The organism is Limimaricola sp. G21655-S1 (assembly GCF_027213785.1).
In the GTDB taxonomy this organism is placed as follows: Bacteria; Pseudomonadota; Alphaproteobacteria; order Rhodobacterales; family Rhodobacteraceae; genus Limimaricola.
Genome location: NZ_JAPWGO010000001.1, coordinates 327,811 through 346,447, shown reverse-complemented (window position 1 = coordinate 346,447; position 18,637 = coordinate 327,811). Strand labels below are relative to the sequence as shown.

The window sequence follows — 18,637 nt, the reverse complement described above, 5'->3', positions numbered from 1 at the left end:
CACGTCTTCCCCCGGCCCCGGCCTGGGGCGGACCGCCATGGCGATCCTTGGTTTCCATTTTCGGGGAACTCATCGCGCTATATAGGGATCACACCGGCTGGAGGAAAGACATAAATGACCTTTGCGGCAAGAGCCTTCGCGGCGCTGGCGCTTCTCGCCTCGCCCCTGCGGGCCGAGACGGCGGGCGAATTCGACTACTACGTGCTGGCGCTGAGCTGGTCGCCCGGCTGGTGCGCCCGCGAGGGAGAGGCGCGCGGCTCCGAGCAATGCGAGGCGAGCCGCGACCATGGCTGGGTGTTGCACGGGCTCTGGCCGCAATACGAGACCGGATGGCCCGATTACTGCGCCACGCCCCAGGCGCCACCCTCGCGCGCCCGTACCGGTGCGATGGCCGACATCATGGGCAGCGGCGGCTCGGCCTGGCACCAGTGGAAGAAGCACGGCACCTGCTCGGGAATGTCGCCGGACGCCTATTTCGAGACCGCCCGCGCGGCCTATGAGCGCGTGGCGCGCCCCAAGGAATTCCGGCGGCTGGAGCGCGAGATCACCCTGCCGGCCAGCCTAGTCGAGGAGGCATTCCTGCGCGACAACCCGGAACTCACCGCCGACGGGCTCACCGTGACCTGCCGCGACGGGATGGTGCAGGAGGTGCGGATCTGCCTGACCCGCGATCTCGAACCGCGCGATTGCGGCGCCGACGTGATCCGCGATTGCGCGCTGTCCGATGCGCTGATGCTGCCGATCCGCTAGGGCGCGCCCAGCATGTCGAAGAAGGCCACGGTGGCCGCGACCATTTCGTCGAGCCGCTCCGGCCCCTCGAAGGCGTCGAAGGCGTGGTCCATTTCCCTAAGCCACAGCTCCTCGCGCCCCTCATGCGCGGAGAGCAACATCTCGGCCTGTGCCGGGTCGACGGTCGCGTCCTCGGTGCCCTGCGCCACGAAGAGCGGCCCGTCATAGCCCGCGATCTCGGCCACCGGGTCGGCGGCGATGACGCCTTCGAAGAAGGGCTGGCCCAGCGTGATCTCCGCGCCCCAGGGCAGGGTCAGCTCGGTCGGCCTCTCCGACAGCACGCCCTCGGCCAGCGTCTCGGGGCCGAACAGCGTGGCGAAGGTGATCTGCGGATCGGCCACCGCGGCCCAGAGCGCCACCGCCTCGACCGGCGCGCCGCGCCCGGCGAGCGAGGCCGCGACCAGCCCGCCCTGGCTCCAGCCGATCAGGTAGAGCGGGCCACCGGCGCGGTCCTCGCTCCCGAGCCAGTCGAGCGCCGCCCGCGCATCGGCGATCTGGCTTTCGAAGGTGGTATCGGCGAAATCGAAGCCTTCGACGCTTTCGCCGGAGCCGCGGAAATCGATGCGCAGGCTGGCATAGCCCGCCTCGGCCAGAAGCCGGGCCGTGCGGCGGAACACGCCCTCCTCCACCCCCGCGATGTCGAGCTCGTCGCGGTCGCCGGTAAAGCCGTGCAGCATCAGCACCGTGGGCGCGGGGCCGTCGGGCGGGAGCGCCAGAGTGCCGTAGACCGGCGTGCCCTCGACCTCGAAGGAGACCCGGTCCGAGAGCCCGGCGCGCCCGTCCGAGAGCGGCAGAGGGCGCGGCCAAGGCGCGGTGATCATCAGCGTGGAAAGATCGATCCCGGGCGCGGCGGCCGCGTCCGGCTCGGCGCTCCCGAGCGGCTCGGACACCTGCGTTTCGGTCGTGTCGGCCTCGGACCTCTCCGCCTCCTGGGCAAGGAGCGGGGCGGCGAGAAGCGCCGCGCCGATGAGAGCGAGAAACGGCTTGGTCATGGCGGGTCTCCGGGGGCGCGTCAGCCGCCCGATAGGGCGGCCATGGCGCCCGGCTGTCAAGCGTTCCGCGGGGGCCTCCCCTCCCCCGCGGAACGGGTGCGCAGGCCTCAGCCGATGGCGGCGGCGCGCACGTCCTCGTCGATATGCGGCACGTATTGCGCGAAGTTGTCGGCGAACATCTGCGCCAGCTTCGCGGCCTGCGCGTCATAGGCGGCAGGGTCGGCCCAGGTGCCGCGCGGATCGAGCAGCGCGTCGTCGACGCCCTCGACCGAGACCGGCACGTCGAAGCCGAAATTCACGTCCTTGCGGAACGCCCCCTCGGCCAGCGTGCCATCGAGCGCCGCGGCGAGCAGCGCCCGCGTCGCGGCGATCGGCATGCGGCGGCCGGTGCCGTAGGCGCCGCCGGTCCAGCCGGTGTTGACGAGCCAGCAGGTGGCGCCGTGATTGCCGATCTTCTGCTGCAGCAGCTTGCCGTATTCCTCGGGACGGCGCGGCATGAAGGGCGCACCGAAGCAGGTCGAGAAGGTGGGCTCGGGCTCGGTCACGCCGCGCTCGGTGCCGGCCACCTTCGAGGTGAAGCCCGACAGGAAGTGGTACATCGCCTGAGCCGGGGTCAGCCGCGCGATCGGCGGCAGCACGCCGAAGGCGTCGCAGGTCAGCATCACGATGTTCTTCGGATGCCCGCCCAGCGCGCTCTCCGAGGCATTGGAGATGTAGTGCAGCGGATAGGCGCAGCGCATGTTCGCGGTAAGCGAGCTGTCCTCGAAATCGAGCTCCAGCGTGTCCTCGTCATACACCATGTTCTCGATCACGGTGCCGAACTTGCGGGTGGTGGCGTAGATCTCGGGCTCGGCCTCGGCCGAGAGCGAGATCGTCTTGGCGTAGCAGCCGCCCTCGAAGTTGAAGACGCCGCGATCCGACCAGCCATGCTCGTCATCGCCGATCAGCACGCGCGACGGATCGGCCGAAAGCGTGGTCTTGCCGGTGCCCGACAGGCCGAAGAAGACGGCGGTGTCGACCGGGTTGCCCGGCGCGTGGTTGGCCGAGCAGTGCATCGGCATCACGCCCTTCTCGGGCAGCAGGTAGTTCAGCAGCGTGAACACCGCCTTCTTGTTCTCGCCCGCATATTCGGTGCCGCCGATCAGGATCATCTTCTGGTCGAGATCGATCGCGATCACGGTGCCGGACCGGCAGCCATGACGCTCGGGGTCGGCGCGGAAGCTCGGCGCGTTGATCACCGTGTATTCCGGCACGAAGCCGTCCAGCTCGGCGCGCTCGGGGCGGCGCAGCAGATGGCGGATGAACAGCCCGTGCCAGGCCAGCTCGGTCACCATGCGCACGTCGATGCGATGCGCCGGGTCGGCCCCGGCATAGAGGTCCTGCACATGCATCGAGCGGCCCGCCAGATGCGCCAGCATGTCGGCCTTGAGCGTCGCGAAGGCGGTCGGCTCCATCGCGGCGTTGTTCTCCCACCAGATCGTGTCTTCGGTGGTGGCCGAGCGGACCACGAACTTGTCCTTGGGGCTGCGACCGGTGTGCTGGCCGGTGGTCACCAGAAGCGTGCCGCCCTGGCCCAGCTTGCCCTCGCCCGCACGGATCGCCGCCTGAATCAGCTGCGGCTCGGTGAGGTTGTAATAGACCTCGCCCAGTCCGGAGACCCCCTGCGCCTCGAGCGTCATTTCGGGGTTCACGCGTCCATGCTGCATCTGACCGGCTCCTTTGATCGGGGTCGCCTTCCGACCCGGTGCAAAGGGCTTAACACGATGATTTCCAAGGCGACCATCCAGTTAGCGCAACCAGTCGGACTGTTAGCGCAACCGTCCGGCCGCCGCGCCTGCCGCAGCGGCAGGGGCGCTTTGGAGAGGTCGAAAAGGTGAGGCATTTTAGCCATTGGTTATTCCATTTCGGCACAAATGAGGCGTCTTCAGGGCCACGATTCGCTCTCCGCCCTTGATCTGGGAGGGTCAAACCGGGATGACAAAGCAAGGTCCAAGAAGAGAATCCGAGCAGGAAAGGGATTTCGATGTCGAGAATCGCGCTGGTGGATGACGATCGAAACATTCTGACCTCGGTGTCGATGACGCTCGAAGCCGAGGGCTTCGAGGTCGAGACCTACAATGACGGCCAGATGGCGCTCGATGCCTTCAACAAGAAGCTGCCCGACATGGCCGTGCTCGATATCAAGATGCCGCGCATGGACGGCATGGATCTGCTGCAGCGTCTGCGCCAGAAGACCCAGATGCCGGTGATCTTCCTCACCTCCAAGGATGACGAGATCGACGAGGTGCTCGGCCTGCGCATGGGTGCCGACGACTACGTCAAGAAACCCTTCAGCCAGCGCCTGCTGGTGGAGCGCATCCGGGCGCTGCTGCGCCGCCAGGACGCGATCTCGGGCGAGACCGTCGAGGTCACCGAGGAGAACAAGGTGATGGAGCGCGGCCAGCTCACCATGGACCCGCTGCGCCACGCCGTGACCTGGAAGGGCAAGGACGTGTCGCTCACCGTGACCGAGTTCCTGCTGCTGCAGGCGCTCGCGCAGCGCCCGGGCTTCGTCAAGAGCCGCGACCAGCTGATGGACGTGGCCTATGACGATCAGGTCTATGTCGACGACCGCACCATCGACAGCCACATCAAGCGGCTGCGCAAGAAGATGCGCAACGCCGATCCCGACTTCTCGGCGATCGAAACCCTCTATGGCATCGGCTATCGCTACAACGAGGAATAAGAGAGGTCGTCCCGGAGCATGAGCGCATCATGACCGCCGCCCCCAAGATCGACGTGCGGGACCTGAACTCGGTCCGGCGCGCCGCCCGCGGCGGGTCCGAAACGCGCGAGCGGGTGCTGCTGGGCGAGGATTGGGTCACGCCCGAGAACGGGGCCGAGCGGCCGCGCCGCCGCCGCAGGCTGGTGCAGCTCAACCGCTCGCCGCTGGCGCGCAAGATCATCACCTTCAACCTGATCGCGCTGCTGCTGCTGGTCGCGGGGATGCTCTATCTGGCGCCGTCGCGCGACAACCTCGCCTTCCAGCGCGCCTCGTCGCTGGTGAGCCAGGCCGAGCTGATCGCCGATCTGTTCGAGGTGCAGCTGCCCGCCGGCGCGCCGGTCAACCTGATCACCGGCGACGGCATCGATGTCGAGGCGAGCCTCGCGGCGCTCGATCTGCGCGACGGCATCGAGCTGCGGGTCTTCGACGCCTCGGGGCAGCTCGCCGGCGAGACCGCGGCGCAGGGCCGCGAGGCGGTGAGCGGGCTCGACCTCGGAACCGGCGGCACGGTGCTGACCGATCTGCTCAATTCAGGATGGGAGGCGCTGGCCGGGCTGCTGTCGCCCGCGAGCGCCCCGCCCCCCGCCTTCGGCACCGCCGACGCGGCGAAGGCGCTGGTGTCGCCGGCGCTGGCTGGCGGCACCGCGGTGCAGACCCGGACTGACGCGCAGGGCCGCACCATCTTTGCGGTGGCGACGCCGATCGAGCAGGGTCGTCGCGCCGTCGGCGTGGTCGCCGTCACCTCGGCGGCCGGCGAGATCGACGCGCTGGTGCGGCGCGAGCGCGAGCAGGTGCTGCAGATGTTCGTCATCGGCATGCTGGTCTCGATCGGCCTCAGCCTCGTGCTCGCCTCGACCATCGCCAACCCGCTCTCCGAGCTGGCCGCCGCCGCCGAGACCGGGCGCGACCGCAACGCCCGCAAATTCGCCCCCACCAAGGTGCGGATCCCTGACCTCACCGCCCGGCCCGACGAGATCGGCCGCCTCTCGGCGGCGCTCAGGGGCATGGTGGCCGCGCTCTACGACCGGATCGAGGGCAACGAGCAGTTCGCCGCCGACGTGGCGCACGAGATCAAGAATCCGCTGGCCTCGCTGCGCTCGGCCGTGGGAAGCCTGCGCGTGGTCAAGCGCGAGGATCACCGTGAAAAGCTTCTCGACGTCATCGAGCACGACGTGCGCCGGCTCGACCGGCTGGTCTCGGACATCTCCAACGCCTCGCGGCTCGACGCCGAGCTGGTGAAGGAGGAGGAGGAGAGCTTCGACCTGCTGAAGATGCTGTCGAACCTCAACGATTTCCTCGGCCGCGAAGCAGCGCTGAAGGGAATCGATTTCATCGCCGATCTGCCGTCGCGACCGATCCACATCCAGGGCCTCGAAGGGCGTTTGGCGCAGGTCTTCGTCAACCTGATCACCAATGCCATCTCGTTTTGCGAGGATGGCGACGCGATCCGCATCTGGGCCCGCCAGCGCGAGAACCGGGTGCTCGTCGTGGTCGAGGATACCGGCCCCGGCATCCCCGAAGAGGCGCTGACCAAGATCTTCCAGCGCTTCTACTCGGAGCGGCCCGAGCAGCAGTTCGGCAACAATTCCGGCCTCGGCCTCGCCATCTCCAAGCAGATCGTCGAGGCGCATGGCGGCGTGATCTGGGCCGAGAACATCCGGCCGACCGAGGCCGATCCGACCTCGGAGCCGCTGGGCGCCCGCTTCGTCGTGGGCCTTCCGATCTGACCGGGGCGGCGCCTCTTTCCCTCCATGCGAGCTGCGTCGCATGGCAGGGGCGTGGGGTGCTGATCACCGGCCCGTCGGGCAGCGGCAAGTCCGCGCTCGCTCTTGAGTTGATGGCCTATGGCTGCGATCTCGTGGCCGACGACCGCACGCTGGTCTATGTCGGCGCCGATGGCGGGCTGCGCGCCACCTGCCCCGCCGCGATCGCCGGGCTGATCGAGGCGCGCGGCGTCGGGCTGCTCGAGGCGCGGCCCGCCGGTCCCGCAGCGCCGTGCCTCGCGGTGGCGCTCGACCGCCCCGAGACCGAACGTCTCCCCCCGAAACGTTGCGTCACCTATCTGGGCTGTTCCCTCCCTTTGCTTCACAACATTGGGACAGGCCATTTCGCGCCGGCGATCCTGCAGTATCTCAAGGCAGGACGGAGAGAGCCATGATACCCGACCCTGCCCTAGCCCTTGCCCCGGCCGGTTCCCGGTCCCCCGCGCCCGATGAGGGGCGCCAGAACCTCGTGCTGGTCACCGGCCCGTCCGGCGCCGGACGCACCACCGCGATCAACGTGCTCGAGGATCTCGGCTTCGAGGTGATCGACAATCTGCCATTGTCGCTGCTGCCCCGGCTGCTCGAGGGGCCGCCGCTGTCGCATCCGCTCGCGCTCGGGCTCGACGTGCGCAACCGCGATTTCACGACCGATGCGCTGATCGACGCGATCGACCGGCTGGCGCAGCGCCCGGAGTTGGCGCTCCAGGTGCTCTATCTCGACTGCGACGAGGACGTACTGGTGCAGCGCTATTCCGAGACGCGGCGCCGCCACCCCCTCGCACCCGCCGAATGCCCGTCGGCCGGTATTGCCCGCGAACGCGAATTGCTGGTGCCGGTGCGGGCCCGGGCCGACGTGCTGCTCGACAGTTCCGGTCTTTCGCCGCACGATCTGCGGGTCGAGATCGAGCGCTGGTTCGCGCCGCCGGAGGGGCGGACGCTGGCGGTGACGCTGCACAGCTTTTCCTACAAGCGCGGCCTGCCGCGCGGGCTCGACCTCGTGATCGACTGCCGGTTCCTGCGCAACCCGCATTGGGAGCCGGAACTGCGGCCGCTGGACGGGCGCGATGCCGCCGTCGATGCGCATGTCGCGGGCGATCCCCGCTTTGACGACTTCTTCACCTCGATGTGCGATTTTCTGATACCGTTGCTTCCCGCCTATCACGCCGAGGGCAAGACGCATCTGTCGATCGGCTTCGGCTGCACGGGCGGGCAACACCGGTCGGTCGCCGTGACCGAACGGTTGGCCAAGGCCCTTGCGAAGGAGGGATGGCAGGTGTCTAAACGTCACAGGGAGCTGGAACGCCGCGCCGGGACGGGGAGCCCGACGACCGTACGGGGACAAGTCGCGTGATCGGAATCGTCATCGTGGCCCATGGTGGGCTCGCACGCGAATATCTCGCCGCCGTGGAACACGTCGTGGGCCATCAGACCGGCGTCATCGCCATCACCATCCTGCCCGACGACGACCGCGCCGCCAAGCAGGAGGAGATCTGCGTCGCCGCCGACAGTGTCGATACCGGCGACGGGGTGGTGATCGTGACCGACATGTTCGGCGGCTCGCCCTCGAACCTGTCGCTCAGGGCCTGCTCGGTCTCGGATCGGCGCATCCTCTACGGCGCCAACCTCCCCATGCTCATCAAGCTCGCCAAGTCGCGCGGCAAGACCGTCCCCGAGGCGGTGCGCGCGGCGCTCACGGCGGGGCGCAAATACATCGACAGCCTGATCGTCGATGCAGGACTGCAGACGGAGACACGTACCGGAACATGACGACCTCGAGACGCCTGCAGATCATCAACGTAAAGGGCTTGCACGCCCGCGCCTCCGCCAAACTCGCCGAAACCGTCGAATCCTTCGACGCCGAGGCGACGGTCAGCCGGGACGGTCTCTCGACCACCGGCGACAGCATCATGGGGCTTCTCATGCTTGCCGCCTCGCGCGGCACCTGGATCGACGTCGAAACCTCGGGCGCCGAGGCCGAGCGTCTCGCCGACGCGATCGAGGCGCTGGTCGCGGATTGCTTCGGCGAAGGGGGCTGAAGCCCCCCTCGCCTTCCGTATCGAAGACCGGCCTTGCCCGCTTCAGCGGGTCGGGACCGGCGTCTCGCCGCGATAATCGTAGAAGCCGCGCTTGGTCTTGCGGCCGAGCCAGCCCGCCTCGACGTATTTCGTCAGCAGCGGACAGGGCCGGTACTTGGTGTCCGCGAGCCCGTCATGCAGCACGTTCATGATCGCGAGGCAGGTGTCGAGCCCGATGAAATCGGCCAGCTCCAGCGGCCCCATCGGATGATTCGCCCCGAGCTTGAGCGAGGTGTCGATCGAGGATACCGAGCCCACCCCCTCATAGAGCGTGTAGACCGCCTCGTTGATCATCGGCATCAGGATGCGGTTGACGATGAAGGCCGGGAAATCCTCGGAGGTCGCCGCCGTCTTGCCGAGCCGCTCGACCACATCGAGGCAGGCGCGGAACGTCTCGTCATCCGTGGCGATGCCGCGGATCAGCTCGACCAGCTGCATCACCGGCACCGGGTTCATGAAGTGGAAGCCCATGAATTTCTCGGGCCGGTCGGTGCGCGAGGCGAGCCGGGTGATCGAGATCGACGAGGTGTTCGAGGTCAGGATCGTGTGCGGCGCCAGATGCGGCACCAATTCCTCGAAGATCGCGGTCTTCACCGCCTCGCGCTCGGTCGCGGCCTCGATGATCAGGTCGCAGGGTCCGAGGTCGGTCAGGGTCTGCGTGGTCGAGATCCGACCCAGCGCCTCGGACTTCTCGGCCTCGCTCAGCGTCCCCTTGGAAATCTGCCGGTCGAGGTTGCGCCCGATCAGCGCCACCGCCTGTTGCAGCGCCTCGGCGCTGATATCGGTCAGCACCACATCGTAACCCGCCCGCGCAAAGACATGGGCGATGCCGTTGCCCATCTGCCCCGCGCCCACGACGCCCACCTTCTCGATCGCCATCTGCCAGTTCCTTCTCCCGATTCGGCCGCACCATAGGTCCGCAGCTGCCCCGCTCACAAGCGCCGGAGGGCGCTTAGCGGTCTGGCAAGCCTTTCCTGCTCTGATCCTCGGCGGGAAAATGGGTTGGGGTGCACCATGAGGCACGAAACGATCGGCTTGGCCGGCCCGCGGATCATACGCGGCCGCTACGGGAATTCGCGGCTTGAGGTAAGAGCGCCGCTGCGACGGCTCGACCGGGCCTATATCGCCTGCGCGGGCGGCACCGAGACCTTCGGTCCGGGTCTGGCGCTGCCCTTTCCGGCCCTGCTGGAGCAGGAGCTGGGCCTTCCTTGCATCAATCTCGGGACGATGAACGCCGGGCCCGGGGCGCTGTTCGGCGACGCGGCCCTGCTGGCGCTGTGCAACGGCGCCGATCGGGTGGTGCTGCAGCTCACCGGGGCGCAGGGGCTGGGCAATCGCTTCTACACCGTGCACCCGCGCCGCAACGACCGCTTCCTGCGGGCCTCGGCCAAGCTGCGCGCGCTCTACCCGGAGATCGACTTCACCGATTTCTGCTTCGTGCGCCACATGCTCGAAACCCTGCACCACCATGATCCGGGGCGGTTCGACGCGGTACGCGACGAGCTGCGCGCCGCCTGGAGCATGCGGATGCGCGGCCTGTTCGATCGCATCGAGGTGCCGGTGACGCTCGTGGCACTGCCGCGGCGGCTGGGCCATGGGCGCCTCGGCCCCGACCCGCTCTTCGTGACCCCGGCGATGATCGAGGCGCTGTGCCCGCTGGCGCAGGGCGTCGTGGTGGTGCCCTGCGACGAGGCGACCGAGATGGCGCAGCACCGGCGGGTCGCTCTGGATCTGGCGCGCAGCCTCACGGCCGAGGCCGGTTGAGGGGCGCGCCCCGGGACCGCCGCGCCGGGGCCCGGCACTTGCGGCAGCGCGCCGGCTCTGCGATCATCTTGCCCAAGGGGCTCGCGGACGCCTCGTGAGGCTCAGGCCACCGTTTCGCATCCTCGTCACGTTGGACCGGCAGGTTCGGCCTGCCGCAAGGCCGCCCCCCGGCCGGGAAAGGATGCCAGATGCCCTCACCCACCGAAATCACCGTGTCACAGCTCATGCGGCTCGTCGGCACGCCCGACGCGCCCGTGCTGATCGACCTGCGCACCGATGAGGATTTCGCCGCCGATCCGCGGCTGATCCCGGGCGCGTTCCGGCACCGCTTTGCAGAGGTCGCGACTCTGGTGCCGGCGCTGCGCCGGCGTCGCGCCGTCGTCTACTGCCAGAAGGGGCGCAAGATCTCGCAAGGCGCGGCCGCGCTGCTGCGCGTCGAAGGCGTGGCCTGCGAAGTGCTCGAAGGCGGGCAGTTCGCCTGGCGCGACGCGGAGGCCCCGATGGTCGCGGCCGCCGCCATGCCCGCCCCCGACGCCGAGGGGCGCAGCCTCTGGGTCACGCGGCATCGGCCCAAGATCGACCGCATCGCCTGCCCTTGGCTGGTGCGGCGCTTCGTCGATCCGCGCGCCCGCTTCCTGTTCGTGCCGCCGGAGGATGTGGCGCTGGTGGCGGAGAGGTTCGGCGCCGTCCCCTTCGACATCGAAGGGGCGGGGCTGACCCATGCGGGGGAGCGTTGTTCCTTCGACGCCGTCCTCGATGCCTTCGGGCTGCAAAGCGCGCCGCTGGAGCGGGTCGCGACCATCATTCGGGGCGCCGACACGAACCGGCACGACCTCGCGCCCGAGGCGGCGGGCCTGCTGGCGCTATCGCTCGGCCTGTCGCGCATGTATCGCGACGACTTGGCACAATTGGAGGCCGGGATGACGCTCTACGACGCCCTGTACCGCTGGGCACGGGACGCGACGGAGGAGGGTCATGACTGGCCCGCCGCCGCCGTGCGGCCGTCATGACGAGCGGGCTGTCGCCCGCTTCCGGGGCCCCGGCCTCGGGCGCGGCCCCCACCCTCGCCGAGGCGGCGCGTGTCTGGTGGCGTATCGGCATCCTCTCCTTCGGCGGACCGGCGGCGCAGATCGCGCTGATGCACCGGATGGTCGTCGACGAACGGCGCTGGCTCACCGAGAGGCAATATCTCGACGCGCTGTCGTTTTGCATGCTGCTGCCCGGCCCCGAGGCGATGCAGCTCGCCACCTATGCGGGCTGGCGCATGCACGGGGTGCGCGGCGGGCTGATCGCCGGCGGGCTCTTCGTGCTGCCCGGCGCGGTGGTGATCGCCTGCCTCGCGGCGCTCTATGTCCGGTTCGGCGCGCTGCCCGTCACCGCGGCGCTGTTCATGGGCGTCAAGGCGGCGGTGCTGGTGATCGTGATCGAGGCGCTGCTGCGCGTCGCCCGCCGCGCCCTGATCGGCACCGAGGCTCTCGTCATCGCGGCGCTGGCCTTCGTCGCGCTCTTCGTCTTCGCGGTGCCCTACCCGCTCGTGATCGCCGCGGCGGCAATCTGGGGCGCGCTGCGCCTGCGGGACGGCGAGACACGGCCCCGCCCGGCCGCCGCATCGCCCGGCGGCGGACCCGCCCGGCCTGTGCGCGCCACGATCCGAACCGCGGCCACATGGCTTGCGCTATGGGCCGCGCCATTGCTCGCGGTGGCCGCGATCGCCCCGCCGGTCTTCGGCGAGATGGCCCGGTTCTTCTCCGTGCTGGCCACGGTCACCTTCGGGGGCGCTTATGCGGTGCTGGCCTACATGACCCAGGAAGCGGTCGCCACGCAGGGCTGGCTTACCACCGGCGAGATGCTCGACGCGCTGGGGCTGGCCGAAACCACGCCCGGCCCGTTGATCCTCGTGACCGAATTCGTGGGCTTTCTCGCCGGGCACCGGGCCGCGCCCGCAGGTGGCGGGGCGCTGCTTTGGGGCTTGGGCGGCGCGCTGGTCACGCTCTGGGCGACATTCGCGCCCTGCTTCCTGTGGATCTTCGCCGGCGCGCCATGGATCGACGCGATTTCGGCCCGGCCGGTGCTGCGCGCGGCGCTGACGGGGGTGACGGCGGCGGTGGTCGGGGTGATCGCCAACCTGTCGGTCTGGTTCGGCCTGCACGTCCTGTTCGAACGCATCGGGACGATGCGTGCCGGGGCTGTCGAGCTGGCGCTGCCCGACTGGGCCAGCCTCGACTGGCGCAGCGCCCTGATCGTGCTGGTGGCGGCGCTGCTCCTGCTGCGCTGGCACCGGGGCGTGCCGCTGACGCTGGCGGTCTGCTCGGCCTGCGGCATCGTACTCTCGACCCTCGGGGGATAGCCGGCGGCGGGGTGCGCCGCTTTACCCCGGGGCCGCCCCCGCCCTATAAGGCGCGCGCAGCATCCGGAGCCCCTGACATGACCTTCCGCGCCCGCCACCTGCTCGGGATCGAGCCCCTGCACCCCACCGAGATCACCGAGCTTCTCGACACCGCCCAGCATTATGCCGAGCTGAACCGGCAGGGCCGCGCCCCGCGCGACGTGCTGGCGGGGCTGACCCAGATCAACATGTTCTTCGAGAACTCGACCCGCACCCAGGCCAGCTTCGAGATCGCGGGCAAGCGGCTCGGGGCCGACGTGATGAACATGGCGATGCAGGCCAGCTCGGTGAAGAAGGGCGAGACGCTGATCGACACCGCGCTGACGCTGAACGCGATGCGCCCCGACCTGCTGGTGGTGCGGCACCCGAACTCCGGCGCGGTCGATCTGCTGGCGCAGAAGGTCAACTGCTCGGTGCTCAACGCCGGCGACGGGCGGCACGAACACCCGACGCAGGCGCTTCTCGACGCGCTGACGATCCGCCGCGCCAAGGGGCGGCTGCACCGCCTGTCGATCGCGATCTGCGGCGACATCGCCCATAGCCGCGTCGCGCGCTCGAACATCATGCTCCTGGGCAAGATGGAGAACCGCATCCGGCTCATCGCGCCCCCCACCCTGATGCCCTCGGGCGTGGCCGAGTTCGGCGTCGAGGTGTTCGATGACATGGAAGAAGGGCTTCGGGACGTCGACGTGGTGATGATGCTCAGGCTCCAGAAGGAGCGCATGGATGGCGGCTTCATCCCGTCGGAGCGCGAATATTTCCACCGCTACGGGCTCGATGCCGCGAAGCTGGCGCATGCCAAGCCCGACGCCATCGTGATGCATCCCGGGCCGATGAACCGGGGCGTCGAGATCGACGGCACCATCGCCGACGACATCAATCGCAGCGTGATCCAGGAACAGGTCGAGATGGGCGTCGCGGTGCGCATGGCGGCGATGGATCTGCTGGCGCGCAACGCGCGCGCGGCGCGGCAAGAGACCGGAGTGATGGCATGAGCATCCTTTTCACCAATGCCCGGCTGATCGATCCCGAGCGCGGCGAGACACGCGGCGCGCTGCTGGTCGAGGGAGGCCGCATCGAGGCGGTGATCAAGAGCGGCGATCTTCCGCAGGCGGCCGAGGTGATCGACTGCCGCGGCCATTGCCTCGCCCCGGGCATCGTCGATCTCGGGGTCAAGGTCTCCGAGCCGGGCGAGCGTCACAAGGAGAGCTTCGCCTCGGCCGGCCGCGCCGCGGCGGCGGGCGGCGTCACCACCATCGTCACCCGCCCCGACACCCTGCCCGCGATCGACACGCCCGAGACGCTGGAATTCGTGGTCCGTCGCGCCCGCGAGGACAGCCCGGTGCGGGTGCTGCCGATGGCCGCCCTCACCAAGGGCCGCGAGGGCCGCGAGATGACCGAGATCGGGTTTTTGCGCGACGCGGGCGCGGTGGCCTTCACCGATTGCGACCGGGTCGTCACCGACACCAAGGTGTTCTCGCGCGCCCTGACCTATGCGCGTTCGCTGGATGCGCTGGTGATGGCGCATGTGCAGGAGCCGGGCCTCTCGAACGGCGCCGTCGTGACCTCCGGCAAGTTCGCCTCGCTGCGTGGCCTGCCGGGCGTGTCGCCCATGGCCGAGCGCATGGCGCTCGACCGCGACATCGCGCTCCTGGAGATGACGCGGGCGCGCTACCACGCCGACCAGATCACCACGGCCCGCGCCCTGCCGGCGCTGGAGCGGGCGAAGAACAACGGCCTCGACATCACGGCGGGCGTCTCGGTGCATCACCTGACGCTTAACGAGCTCGACGTCGCCGACTACCGCAGCTTCTTCAAGCTCAAGCCGCCGTTGCGGGCCGAGGAGGACCGCATGGCGGTGGGCGAGGCGCTGGCCTCCGGCCTCATCGACATATTGTGCTCGATGCACACGCCGCAGGACGAGGAAAGCAAGCGCCTTCCCTTCGAGGAGGCGGCCTCCGGCGCCGTGGGGCTGGAAACGCTGCTGCCCGCCTCGATGCGGCTGGTGCATGGCGGGGTGATCGACCTGCCGGGCCTGTTCCGGGCGCTGTCGCTCAACCCGTCGAAGCGGCTGGGGCTGGAAACGGGTCGACTGTCCAAGGGCGCGCCCGCCGATCTCGTCTGGTTCGACCCGGACGCGCCCTTCGTGCTCGATCGGGCCACACTCCGCTCGAAATCGCGCAACACCCCCTTTGATGGCGCCCGTCTCGAGGGCAGGGTCCTCGGGACCTGGGTTGCAGGTCGGAGCGTGACGGAGACCCGCTGATGCCGCTGATGGATACCACGACCGCCCTGCTGCTCCTCTGGGCGGTGATCGGCTACCTCTTGGGCTCCATCCCCTTCGGTCTCATCATCACCCGCGCCATGGGCCTGGGCGACGTGCGGGCCATCGGCTCGGGCAATATCGGCGCCACCAACGTGCTGCGCACCGGCTCGAAAGCCGCCGCCATCGCGACGCTGCTGCTCGACGCGGGCAAGGCGATCGCCGCCGTGATCCTCGCACGGATCTTCGCCGCCGAGGACGCCGCGCAGATCGCCGGAGCCGCGGCCTTCGCCGGGCATTGCTACCCGGTCTGGCTGCGGTTTCGCGGCGGCAAGGGGGTGGCGACGATCCTCGGCCTGCTGATCGCCCTGAGCTGGCCGGTGGGCCTCGCGGCCTGCGCCACCTGGTTGCTCGTGGCCTTCGCCTTTCGCTACTCCTCGCTCGCGGCGCTGCTCGCGGCGGGCTTCGCGCCGCTTTACTCGCTGCTTCTGGGCGAAGGGCGGATCGTGCTGCTGAGCCTCGTTCTGGCGATGATACTCTATGCCCGCCACGCCGCCAACATCGCGCGGCTTCGCGCCGGCACCGAGCCGCGGATCGGCGCGAAATAGCCTGTTTCCCACGCGGGAATTGCATCTCCCCCACCGAGCGGTGATGGTCGCTGCGGCACGCCGATGGCGTCGCCCAAGAATGATGCCTGCGGATCGAGCAAATGATGACGGACGACGCCCAGCAAACGGATGCGGAGACCCCTGACGGAACCAAGGCGCTGTCCACGGCGCTGCTGCTGGCGCTGTTTCTCGGCCCGTTCGGGGCGCATCGTTTCTACATGGGCTACAAGGGCTCGGCCGCGATGATGCTGATGCTCGCCGTCACCATCGTCGGCCTGTCGGTCACCGCGATCTGGCTGCTGATCGACCTGCCGCGACTCCCGGCCATGATCCGTCGCCACAACGACGCGATCGCGCAGCGCCGCGCCCTCGACCGGCGCAGCGCCACCCACGGCTTTCCGCTCCTGAACTGAGGCCGCCCCCTTGGGCGCGGCCCACCGGCCTCAATAGGAATGCGCCGCGTAGATCCGGCTCAGATCGCCGCCCCATTCGCCATGATACTCCGCCAGAAGCTCGTCGGCGGGGGTGCGCCCGGTCTCCACGCTTTCCCTCAGCGCGTTGAGGAAATGCGTCTCGTCCGGCACGAGGCCACCGGCGCCCGGGCGCCCGCGGGCCTTGAGACCGGCCTCGGCGATCTCCACCGCCCGCCGCGCCAGGTCGTGCATCGAGAGCCCGCCGACCTGCGCCTGCAATCCCTGTTCGGCCGCCGCGACGCGCAGCGCCTCGCGGGTTTCGGCGTCCCAGCCCTTCACCAGATCCCACGCCGCGTCGAGCGCGCCCTCGTCGTAGGTCAGCCCGACCCAGAAGGCGGGCAGCGCGCAGAGCCGGCGCCACGGGCCGCCATCGGCGCCGCGCATCTCGATGAACTTCTTGACCCTCGCCTCGGGGAACACCGTGGTCAGGTGGTCGGCCCAGTCCGACAGGGTCGGCTTCTCGCCCGGCAGGGCCGGCAGTTCGCCGCGCAGGAAATCGCGGAACGACTGGCCCAGCGCATCGATGTACTTGCCGTCGCGGTAGACGAAATACATCGGCACATCGAGCACCCATTCGACGTAGCGCTCGAAGCCCATGCCCTCCTCGAAGGCGAAGGGCAGCATGCCGGTCCGTGAATCGTCGAGCCCACGCCAGATCCGCGAACGCCACGACTTCATGCCGTTGGGCTTGCCCTCGAAGAAGGGCGAGTTGGCGAAGAGCGCGGTGGCCACCGGCTGCAGCGCCAGCGCGACGCGCAGCTTCTTGACCATGTCGGCCTCGGAGGAGAAGTCGAGATTCACCTGTACCGTGCAGGTGCGGTACATCATCTGCTTTCCGTGGGTGCCGACGCGGTCCATGTAATCGGTCATCAGCCGGTAGCGGCCCTTCGGCATCATCGGCATCTCGGCCTCGGACCATTCCGGCGCGGCGCCGAGCCCGATGAAGCCGACGCCGATCTCGTCGGCCACGCTCTTCACCTCGGCGAGGTGGCTGTTCACCTCGTCGCAGGTCTGGTGGATCGTCTCGAGCGGCGCGCCGGACAGCTCGAACTGCCCGCCCGGCTCGAGGCTGATATTGGCGCCGTCGCGCTCCAGCCCGATCAGCTTGCCCTGCTCTTCCACTGGGCTCCAGCCGAAGCGGTCGCGCAGCCCCTCGAGCATGGCGCGGATCGAGCGCGGCCCGTCATAGGGCAGCGGCTTGAGGCTGTCGCGGCAATAGCCGAATTTCTCGTGCTCGGTACCGATGCGCCAGTCGCTCTCGGGCTTGCAGCCCTTGGCCAGATACTCGGCGAGCTGGGAATGATGCTCGATCGGCCCGCCGCCGGATTGAGGGATGGACATGGCGCTGGCTCCTATCTCGCGAGGCGGGGCTACAGGTGTCGCGCATGGGGCCATAAGTCAATGGAGCCGACACCCGGTTTCGCGCGGGCCGGCCATGCGCGGCCGCACAGAAGATCAGACCACGGTCAGCCGCGCCGGCCGAGTCCAGATCGTGACCACGTCGCGCGTCTCGTCGTTCAACATCTCGATCATCCGGCCGCGCTTGAGCCCCGGCAGTGCCGCGAAGGCGTCGAACAGCGCCTCCGCCCCCTCGGCGGTGACCGGGATCGCGAGAACCTCGGTGCCGGTTTCCAAAAGCCAATGCGCCGGCTTCGCGCGCCGGTCGAGCCTGAGCCGCCGGACCTCGTCGAGATCGACCATGCCGCCGGTCAGCGGCCCCATATAGGCGACCCGGCCCTCGTCGATCTTCAGGAGCCCCGGCCCCCGCCCCTCCTGCCGGAAGCGCCAGCGCTGCACGCCGCCGATCACCAGCCCGGCACCCAGCGCGGCCAGCCCCCAGCCCAGCCATTGCAGGATGCCGAAGCTCGCGAGCGCCCACCAGAGCCCGAGCCCGGCGAGGACCAGCCCGACGATCACCTCGCGCCCGCGCCACAGCGCCGCGCGCGCTTCCGGGCGCAGCAGGTCAGCCATCGCCCTGCCCGACTTTGTTCTTCAAATACGCAAACCCGGCCACGACCGGGCGCACCGGGTCCGGGCGGCTCACCGCCAGTCCCCGAGCGTGGTCTGCCAGAGCGTCAGGGCCGCGACCGCCGCGGTGTCGGCGCGCAGGATGCGCGGCCCGAGGCTGACGGGATGCGCCCCCTCCAGCCCGCGCAGCCGTGCCCGCTCCTTGTCCGAGAACCCGCCCTCGGGTCCGATCAGAACCGCCCATGGCCCCGGGGCGTCGGGCAACCGCCCGCTTTCCCCCACCAGCGTCTCGTCGCAGAACATCAGCCTGCGCGCCCCGGGCCAGCCGTCGAGCAGACGCGCCAGCTTCACCGGCTCGGCCACCTGCGGCACGTAGGTGCCGCCGCATTGTTCGGCCGCTTCGACGGCATGGGCCTGCAGCCGGTCGACTCGCACCCGCTCGGAATTGGTGAACTCGGTCAGCACCGGCAGGATTCGCGCCGCCCCCATCTCGGCCGCCTTCTCGACGATGAAGTCGGTGCGCGCCTTCTTGATCGGCGCAAAGCACAGCCAGAGATCGGGCGGCGGCATGAACGGCTTGGTCTTCGCGCCGATCTCCAGCGTGCCGCCGCGCTTGCCGGCCTGCGCGATGGTGGCGTCGAACTCGCCCGAGTGCCCGTCGAAGACGGAAATGACGCTGCCCGCGGGCAGGCGCATCACCCCTGAGAGGTAATGCGCCTGCGCCGCCTCCAGCGGAACGGTTTGCCCTTCGGCCAGAGGGTGATCTACAAACAGCCGGACCTTGGATGCCAT

General features: G+C 69.3%; 20 protein-coding genes. 14 read left to right on the top strand and 6 right to left on the bottom strand.

Annotated features, from left to right (window positions below; all coding sequences use genetic code 11):
- Positions 1 to 114: 114 nt before the first annotated feature.
- The gene (locus O4G76_RS01775) at positions 115 to 750 is read left to right on the top strand and encodes a ribonuclease T2 (RefSeq protein WP_269395698.1); all 636 of its coding nucleotides are present in this window, start codon (positions 115 to 117) and stop codon (positions 748 to 750) included.
- Here the strand turns inward: O4G76_RS01775 and O4G76_RS01770 are convergent.
- Positions 747 to 1,781, bottom strand: coding sequence for a S9 family peptidase (locus O4G76_RS01770; protein ID WP_269395697.1), 1,035 nt, complete (start codon positions 1,779 to 1,781; stop codon positions 747 to 749). The genes O4G76_RS01775 and O4G76_RS01770 overlap by 4 nt on opposite strands.
- Positions 1,782 to 1,888: 107 nt before the next feature.
- Positions 1,889 to 3,487: a phosphoenolpyruvate carboxykinase gene (locus tag O4G76_RS01765; protein WP_269395696.1), complete on the bottom strand. Its 1,599-nt coding sequence runs from the start codon at positions 3,485 to 3,487 to the stop codon at positions 1,889 to 1,891.
- Positions 3,488 to 3,804: 317 nt separating this feature from the next.
- On the opposite strand from O4G76_RS01765, the gene O4G76_RS01760 reads away from it, so the two are divergent.
- Genes O4G76_RS01760 through O4G76_RS01735 form a run of 6 tightly spaced genes read left to right on the top strand, consistent with a single transcriptional unit; the run spans position 3,805 to position 8,344 of the window.
- Positions 3,805 to 4,506 carry a response regulator transcription factor gene (locus tag O4G76_RS01760; RefSeq protein ID WP_269395695.1) on the top strand — a complete coding sequence of 234 codons (702 nt, stop codon included), beginning with the start codon at positions 3,805 to 3,807 and terminating at the stop codon, positions 4,504 to 4,506.
- Positions 4,507 to 4,535: 29 nt separating this feature from the next.
- Positions 4,536 to 6,272, top strand: a complete 1,737-nt coding sequence (locus O4G76_RS01755; RefSeq protein ID WP_269395694.1) for a sensor histidine kinase — start codon at positions 4,536 to 4,538, stop codon at positions 6,270 to 6,272.
- Positions 6,273 to 6,328: 56 nt separating this feature from the next.
- Positions 6,329 to 6,703, top strand: a complete 375-nt coding sequence (locus O4G76_RS01750; protein ID WP_269395693.1) for a serine kinase — start codon at positions 6,329 to 6,331, stop codon at positions 6,701 to 6,703.
- Positions 6,700 to 7,659 (top strand): RNase adapter RapZ, encoded by a 960-nt coding sequence (rapZ, locus tag O4G76_RS01745; RefSeq protein WP_269395692.1) that lies wholly within the window; start codon positions 6,700 to 6,702, stop codon positions 7,657 to 7,659. Before O4G76_RS01750 ends, rapZ begins: the two co-directional genes overlap by 4 nt.
- Positions 7,656 to 8,075, top strand: a complete 420-nt coding sequence (locus O4G76_RS01740; RefSeq protein ID WP_085896191.1) for a PTS sugar transporter subunit IIA — start codon at positions 7,656 to 7,658, stop codon at positions 8,073 to 8,075. Before rapZ ends, O4G76_RS01740 begins: the two co-directional genes overlap by 4 nt.
- Positions 8,072 to 8,344, top strand: a complete 273-nt coding sequence (locus O4G76_RS01735) for an HPr family phosphocarrier protein (protein ID WP_085896192.1) — start codon at positions 8,072 to 8,074, stop codon at positions 8,342 to 8,344. Before O4G76_RS01740 ends, O4G76_RS01735 begins: the two co-directional genes overlap by 4 nt.
- 42 nt (positions 8,345 to 8,386) lie before the next feature.
- Here the strand turns inward: O4G76_RS01735 and O4G76_RS01730 are convergent, their stop codons facing one another.
- Positions 8,387 to 9,262 carry a 3-hydroxybutyryl-CoA dehydrogenase gene (locus tag O4G76_RS01730; protein WP_269395691.1) on the bottom strand — a complete coding sequence of 292 codons (876 nt, stop codon included), beginning with the start codon at positions 9,260 to 9,262 and terminating at the stop codon, positions 8,387 to 8,389.
- A 135-nt stretch (positions 9,263 to 9,397) separates the two neighbouring features.
- Here O4G76_RS01730 and O4G76_RS01725 point away from each other — a divergent pair, with 135 nt between their 5' ends.
- The 7 genes from O4G76_RS01725 to O4G76_RS01695 all read left to right on the top strand — a co-directional run bounded on the left by O4G76_RS01725 (position 9,398) and on the right by O4G76_RS01695 (position 15,817).
- The gene (locus O4G76_RS01725; RefSeq protein ID WP_269395690.1) at positions 9,398 to 10,147 is read left to right on the top strand and encodes a DUF6473 family protein; all 750 of its coding nucleotides are present in this window, start codon (positions 9,398 to 9,400) and stop codon (positions 10,145 to 10,147) included.
- A 188-nt stretch (positions 10,148 to 10,335) separates the two neighbouring features.
- Positions 10,336 to 11,157, top strand: coding sequence for a chromate resistance protein ChrB domain-containing protein (locus O4G76_RS01720; protein ID WP_269395689.1), 822 nt, complete (start codon positions 10,336 to 10,338; stop codon positions 11,155 to 11,157).
- Positions 11,154 to 12,494: a chromate efflux transporter gene (gene chrA, locus O4G76_RS01715; protein WP_269395688.1), complete on the top strand. Its 1,341-nt coding sequence runs from the start codon at positions 11,154 to 11,156 to the stop codon at positions 12,492 to 12,494. Before O4G76_RS01720 ends, chrA begins: the two co-directional genes overlap by 4 nt.
- Before the next feature lie 77 nt (positions 12,495 to 12,571).
- Positions 12,572 to 13,528: an aspartate carbamoyltransferase catalytic subunit gene (locus O4G76_RS01710; RefSeq protein WP_085896197.1), complete on the top strand. Its 957-nt coding sequence runs from the start codon at positions 12,572 to 12,574 to the stop codon at positions 13,526 to 13,528.
- On the top strand, positions 13,525 to 14,799 hold the full coding sequence (gene pyrC / locus O4G76_RS01705; RefSeq protein WP_269395687.1) for a dihydroorotase: 1,275 nt from the start codon (positions 13,525 to 13,527) through the stop codon (positions 14,797 to 14,799). The genes O4G76_RS01710 and pyrC overlap by 4 nt, the downstream gene beginning before the upstream one ends.
- Positions 14,799 to 15,404, top strand: coding sequence for a glycerol-3-phosphate 1-O-acyltransferase PlsY (plsY, locus tag O4G76_RS01700; RefSeq protein ID WP_269395686.1), 606 nt, complete (start codon positions 14,799 to 14,801; stop codon positions 15,402 to 15,404). Before pyrC ends, plsY begins: the two co-directional genes overlap by 1 nt.
- A 104-nt stretch (positions 15,405 to 15,508) precedes the next feature.
- A complete protein-coding gene (locus O4G76_RS01695; protein ID WP_269395685.1) occupies positions 15,509 to 15,817 on the top strand; it encodes a TM2 domain-containing protein in 309 nt (102 codons plus the stop codon).
- 30 nt (positions 15,818 to 15,847) lie between these two features.
- Here O4G76_RS01695 and O4G76_RS01690 read toward each other — a convergent pair whose 3' ends face one another.
- From O4G76_RS01690 to O4G76_RS01680, 3 genes are all read right to left on the bottom strand, one after another.
- The gene (locus O4G76_RS01690) at positions 15,848 to 17,218 is read right to left on the bottom strand and encodes a glutamate--cysteine ligase (RefSeq protein WP_269395684.1); all 1,371 of its coding nucleotides are present in this window, start codon (positions 17,216 to 17,218) and stop codon (positions 15,848 to 15,850) included.
- 114 nt (positions 17,219 to 17,332) lie between these two features.
- Complete coding sequence (locus O4G76_RS01685) at positions 17,333 to 17,848, bottom strand: hypothetical protein (RefSeq protein ID WP_269395683.1); 516 nt, start codon at positions 17,846 to 17,848, stop codon at positions 17,333 to 17,335.
- Positions 17,849 to 17,917: 69 nt separating this feature from the next.
- Positions 17,918 to 18,637 (bottom strand): 16S rRNA (uracil(1498)-N(3))-methyltransferase, encoded by a 720-nt coding sequence (locus tag O4G76_RS01680; protein ID WP_269395682.1) that lies wholly within the window; start codon positions 18,635 to 18,637, stop codon positions 17,918 to 17,920.